The organism is Streptomyces sp. NPDC052910, from assembly GCF_055585605.1.
The window spans coordinates 1-5,451 of sequence record NZ_JBVJJR010000006.1 but is presented as its reverse complement, the minus strand read 5'-3'; the positions used below and the strand labels follow the sequence as shown (position 1 = coordinate 5,451).

At 76.0% G+C, this 5,451-nt stretch carries 6 protein-coding genes; 1 reads left to right on the top strand and 5 read right to left on the bottom strand.

What is annotated here, in order from left to right; translation table 11 throughout:
- Positions 1 to 117: 117 nt before the first annotated feature.
- The 5 genes from ACZ6X9_RS21865 to ACZ6X9_RS21845 form a co-directional block, all read right to left on the bottom strand.
- Positions 118 to 1,350 (bottom strand): glycosyltransferase 87 family protein, encoded by a 1,233-nt coding sequence (locus ACZ6X9_RS21865; RefSeq protein WP_469779658.1) that lies wholly within the window; start codon positions 1,348 to 1,350, stop codon positions 118 to 120.
- Positions 1,351 to 1,462: 112 nt separating this feature from the next.
- Positions 1,463 to 2,530 (bottom strand): iron-containing redox enzyme family protein, encoded by a 1,068-nt coding sequence (locus ACZ6X9_RS21860; RefSeq protein WP_469779657.1) that lies wholly within the window; start codon positions 2,528 to 2,530, stop codon positions 1,463 to 1,465.
- A 68-nt stretch (positions 2,531 to 2,598) separates the two neighbouring features.
- Positions 2,599 to 2,997 (bottom strand): CDGSH iron-sulfur domain-containing protein, encoded by a 399-nt coding sequence (locus ACZ6X9_RS21855; protein WP_469779656.1) that lies wholly within the window; start codon positions 2,995 to 2,997, stop codon positions 2,599 to 2,601.
- The gene (locus ACZ6X9_RS21850) at positions 2,978 to 3,754 is read right to left on the bottom strand and encodes a HemK2/MTQ2 family protein methyltransferase (protein WP_469779655.1); all 777 of its coding nucleotides are present in this window, start codon (positions 3,752 to 3,754) and stop codon (positions 2,978 to 2,980) included. Before ACZ6X9_RS21850 ends, ACZ6X9_RS21855 begins: the two co-directional genes overlap by 20 nt.
- On the bottom strand, positions 3,712 to 4,677 hold the full coding sequence (locus tag ACZ6X9_RS21845) for an LLM class F420-dependent oxidoreductase (protein ID WP_469779654.1): 966 nt from the start codon (positions 4,675 to 4,677) through the stop codon (positions 3,712 to 3,714). Before ACZ6X9_RS21845 ends, ACZ6X9_RS21850 begins: the two co-directional genes overlap by 43 nt.
- Positions 4,678 to 4,823: 146 nt before the next feature.
- On the opposite strand from ACZ6X9_RS21845, the gene ACZ6X9_RS21840 reads away from it, so the two are divergent.
- Complete coding sequence (locus ACZ6X9_RS21840; protein WP_469779653.1) at positions 4,824 to 4,997, top strand: CsbD family protein; 174 nt, start codon at positions 4,824 to 4,826, stop codon at positions 4,995 to 4,997.
- Positions 4,998 to 5,451 lie beyond the last annotated feature (454 nt).

Here is a 5,451-nt window from a genome sequence, read left to right as displayed (position 1 = left end):
TGCGCGTGCCGCGCGGTTTCGGGGGTGCGGGGGCTTGCCCCCGCGGGAAACGGTGAAAGGGCGGGGTCGGGGCGCATCTCACGCCTGGCGACAGCCAGGCGAACGCCGCCCCGTCCGTCACGCCGCCCGCGCCAACGGCACCCGCTCCTCGGCCCGTTCCGCGCCGGCCGCCGCCCCCGCCACGTCCCGCGCCCGCCGCGGCCGGAGTGCGAGCCGGGGCCAGACGAGAAGCACCACCGGGTACACGGCGTAGCCCACGCGTGAGGCGGGGGCCAGCAGGATGGCCACCGTCAGCCCCAGCGCCAGCCGGTCGGCCGCCGCGACGGCGTCGGCGGGCGGCCGGAACAGAAGTGACGCCCCGACGACGGCGGCCCCGAGTAGCAGCAGGGACACGGCGACGGCCTCGCCGCGCGGCACCAGCACCGTGATCGCATGCCCGAGCAGCGGACTTTCGGCGCTGGACGGCGTGCCGCTCAGCCCCAGCGGGTACAGCACCGCGTTGCGCCGGAACGCCGCGCCGTCGGCCAGGGCGACGGGCACGACGGCGAGCAGGGCCGGGCCGACGGCCCACGCGGCGCACCGGGCGGCGGCGCGTCCGCCGTGGCGGGCGGCGAAGAGGGCGGCCAGCACCGGGAGAGCGGGCCAGGCCGTCCACTTGAGGGCCGCCGCCGCGCCCAGGGCGAGCCCGGCCGCCACCGGACGGTCCCGGTGGGCGAGGGTCAGGGACAGGCACAGCAGCCCGACGACCGGCGGGTCCACCCCGCCGATGGCGAGCGGCAGCGCGACGAGCGGACAGGCCGTGAGCCACCAGAGCCGCGAAGCCCGGGCGGGGGAACCGGCCGCGCGGGCGGCGGCGGTGAGGGCGGCGAGGAACCCGAGCAGGAACCAGAGCCGGGCGCTTGTCACGACGCCGTCGCCGAACAGGGCGTGCGGCAGGCCGAACAGCGCCATGCCCGGCAGGTAGGGGTTGAAGTCCCGGACCGCCTGGGGGTCCGGCCCGTACGGGGTTCCGGACGACAGCAGCAGGTCCGCGCCCCGCTCCACGACGCCCACCTCCATCTGCGCCTTGCCGATCGCCACGAGCCAGAGCAGGGGGACGACGAGCGCGCCGACGACGGCGGTCACCGCGGGGCCGCGCGCCCACGGGCGGGGGAGGAAGGCCGCGTGCAGGGCCGCGCACCCGTAGCCGGCGGCCGAGGTGAGGCCCCAGATCCGCTGTGAGGTGTCGTCAGGGGAGAGCAGGCCGACGACCAGTGAGGCGACGGCGCAGAGCGCGAGGAGCGGCCGGTCCCACCGCCGGACGCGCGCACGCGCCGCCGAGCGCCCGGACGGGGCGAGAGCAGTGAACATGGAACGCGACTATACATAGTGTGTATACATGCAGTGTCTAGATGGGGTGCATAGTCGCATGAGGGAAAGCGGGAGCGGCGGGCGCCCCGGCCCCGCTCCCGCCGACGCGGGGTCAGAGGCCCCCGCCGCCCTCCCGCCCGGCCGCGCCCGCGCCGACGCCGACCGGGGAACCGGCCTCCCCGTCACCCAGCGGGCGCCGCAGCGAAGACCGGCCCGACCGCCACGCCTCCACCACGTGACGGTCGAACCGCCCCTCGACCCACTGCGTGGCCGTGACGCCGAACTCCACGTCCACCGCCAGCCCGGGCTCCTCCCGCAGCAGCCCGCCGACGACGTCACGCCGTACCACCTGCTCGTGGACCGCGTCCGCCTCCACGTGCTCGGCGTAGAAACGGATGGCCGCGGGACCCGCTCCCAGCCGCTCCATGGCCCGGACCAGCCGCCGGGACCCCGGCGGCGACGTGCACTCCAGCGTCGCGAAGTGGCCGACCAGACAGCCGCGCAGCGCCCGGTGCAGGCCGAACAGCGACATCAGGTTGCCGGTGGCCAGGGTGACCGCGGGCACGGCGTCCACGTAGCGGCCGTAGGTGTCGTCCAGGCCCAGCTCCCGCATCAGGTCCGCGAACAACTGCGCGTGCACCCGGTCGGCCCGCCCCGCGCCGAACTCGTCGTACTCCACCGCCACCAGGCCGGCCTTGGCCGGGCCCGTGAGGCGGGGGATGGCCCAGGCGTGCGGATCGGCCTCCTTCAACTGGTAGACGGAGCGGTGCGCCGCGTACTCCCGCAACTGCCACCACTCGCCGTGGTCGCGCAGGAAGTACGAGGCGCCGTCCGCGTCGTCGCCGTCGTCCGCCGGCTCCGTGACCAGCTCGGCCAGCGCCGCGTCCAGGCCCTCCCCGGGCGGCGCGTCGGCCCGCAGCGCCGCCAGGAAGGCGCTCTCCAGCACCGCCCGCAGCCGCAGCACGCGCGGGTCCCACTCCCAGGCGTCGGACACGCCCGGCAGGCCGCGGTAGTGCAGTTCGTAGCAGAGGTGGAGGGCCAGTTGGACGTCCTCCCCATAGGGGTCGGCCGCGGCCACGGCGGGCGCGCCGGGCAGCGGGTCCCGGCCGTCGCCCGGGTCGCGGCCGAACAGTTCCAGGAGCGCGCCGGACAGTTCGCCGCGCGCGGCCGGACAGTGCATCGTGAGCCTCCGATGTCCGCGGGGTTCGCGAGGTTCGCGGGAGGAACGGTTACCCGGCGCCGGTCCCGTCACGCCCGGGGCCTGCGCCGGCGGCGGTGGCTGGTGTCGCACCAGGGGAACTCCTCGCTGCGCCGGCAGGTGCAGAGAGCCACCACCGGACGGTCCGAGCGCACGATCGAGCCGTCGTCCATGACCACCTCCACCGGGCCCTCGACCAGGAACGGCCCGTTCGGCTCGCGGGAGACCCGGCGGGCGGCCTTCGGCGCCGGAGCGGGGGTTGAGCCGCCCTGAGGGGAGGGCGGCTCCGTCCGCCGGGGCGGGCCGGGCGCCGCGGGCCCGGCGGCGTCCCGCACCACCGCGGGCCGCGGCGCCGAGGAAGGGTCCCGGTGCGAGAGGCGGCCGGACCCGACGCCGCTCGCCGACTCGCCCCCGGACGCCCGGCCCGGGTCAGCGCGTGTGCCGTCCACGGATCACCACCAGCTCCTCCTTGTCCTGCCCCGCCGCCAGCAGCCCGCGCTCCCGCAGCCAGCCCGCCCGGGCGCGCAGGACCGGGCCGAACGGCACCCACCTGCGCTCCACCACCTCGGCCTCCATACCGGCCGACCGCAGCAGTTCCAGCGTCCGCTCCTCCCCGCTCAGCGCCGACTGCACCAGCAGCAGCACCCCGGCCGGCCGCAGCAGCGGCGGCGCCTCCGCGCACAACTGGTCGAGGACCGCCCGGCCGTCGTCACCCGCCTCCCAGGCGCGCGCCGGCCCCCGCCCCGGGAACGTGCCGTCGGGCGAGGGGACGTACGGGGGATTGGCGAGGACGAGATCGAAGCGCTGGCCGGCGACCGGGGCGAGCAGATCACCCCGCCGCACCTCGATCCGGCACCCGGCGAGCAGGGCGTTCAGCCGCGCCGTGAGCACCGCCCGGAGCGAGGCGTCGACCGCCGTCACCCGCACGCCGCACCCCCGGCGGGCGGCCGCGACGGCCAGGGCGCCGGTCCCGGTCCCCACGTCGAGCACCCGCGCGCCGGCCGGCAGGGGCTCCCGTTCGAGCGCCTCGGCCAGCAGGAACGAGTCGTGCTGCGGCGCGTACACCCCGGGCGGCCGGACCAGCCGCCGCGGCCGGTGGGCCCGTGCGGTTCCGGTCGCCGACCCCGGGGCGGTGCGCACGGCGGGCGGGGTCTCCGAGGCCGTCACAGTTCCCGCAGGGCGGGCAGCAGTTCGTCGGTCGACCATTTCAGATACGACTCCTGGTGTCCGCCGCCGATCTGGACCAGCGCGATCTCCTCGAACCCGGCCTCGGCGTACGGCCGGACCGCCTCGACGAAGTCCTCCACCTTCGACCCGCAGGGAATGCTCTCCGCGATGTCGTCCTTGGTCACGAACTGGGTCGCGGCGGTGAACCCGCGGTCGTCCCGCAGCTCGGAGTTGACCTTCCAGCCCAGGCCGAACCAGCGGAACTGGTCGTGGGCCCGCTCGATCGCCGCGTCCCGGTCGGTGTCGTAGCAGACGGGCAGTTGCCCGACGCGGGGCTTCCCGGTGCCGCCGTGCCGGTCGAAGGCGTCCAGCAGCTCCTTCTTCGGCTCGGTGGCGATGACCAGGTCGGCCAGGTGCCCGGCCAGCCGGCACGACCGCTCGCCGGACACCGCGATGCCGATCGGCGGCGCGGTCTCCGGCAGGTCCCACAGCTTGGCGTGCTCGACGTCGTAGTGCGGGCCGTGATGGGTGAGGGTGCGGCCCTCGAAGAGGGCCCGGATGATCTCGGTCGCCTCCTCCAGCATCTCCAGCCGGACGTCCGGCGACGGCCAGCCGCCGCCCACCACGTGCTCGTTGAGGTTCTCGCCCGAGCCCAGCCCCAGCCGGAACCGGCCCTCCGACAGCAACTGCACGGTCGCCGCCTGCTGGGCGACCACGACCGGGTGGTAGCGCGTCGTCGGACAGGTCACGTACGTCATCAGCGGGATCCGCGAGGTCGCCTGCGCCGCGGCGCCCAGCAGCGCCCAGGCGTTCGGGGAGTGCCCCTGAGAGGGGAGCCAGGGGAAGAAGTGGTCGGAAGTGACGGAGAAGTCGAAGCCCGCCTTCTCGGCGCCCACCACGTGCTCGACCAGTTCCCGTGGCCCGGCCTGCTCGGTCATCATTGTGTAGCCGATGTGCACCATGCACCCCCGAGTGCCCTGAGCGCCGCGGGGGAAACCCGCCGTGCCGGCCCCGAGCCGTTCGGCCGTACGGGAGGTGCGCGCGGCGCGCCGGCGCGCGACACTCGGCCGTGAGGGGGGTGTCACACACCTCGGAAGGAAGGCGCGCGATGAGCGCCAAACACAAGGTCAAGGCCAAGGCCGAGCAGGCCGAGGGCCGGCTGAAGGAGGCCGCGGGACGCGCGGCCGGCGACCGCCGGACACAGGCGGAGGGCCGCACCGAGCGGGCCAAGGGAGACGTACGCGAGACGGCGGAGGACGTACGGCGCATCATGAAGAAGTGACCCGGGGCGCGGCGGACGGCCGCCCCCACCACAGCGAGATCGTCACCGGGGTCCCGGGCGCGCGGCGCCCGGGACCTTCGCACGCGCGGCGTCCGGGACCTTCGCACGCGCGGCGCCCCGGGGGTGCGGGGCCTTGCCACGCGCGGGGGGTTCTCGCTCGCCCGACGTCGGGGCCTTCCCCTGCGCGGCGCCCGGGGTGCGAGGGCCTTGCCGCGCGCGGCGCACGGGGTTGCAGCACGCCCGGAGTGCGGGGCCTGCCCCCCGCGCGGCGCCCGCGGGTTCCCGTTGCCCGGCGATGCTCGGTGTACGGGGCTCGGTGTACGGGGCCTTCGTTCACCCGGCTGTTCGTGCGGGGCCCGCTAGGCCGTTTCTTTCGGATCATCTGATCGTTGATCCGGTGTGCCGTTGACAGACGCGCAGTGGGCGCGGATTGAGCCGCTGCTGCCGGACCGGA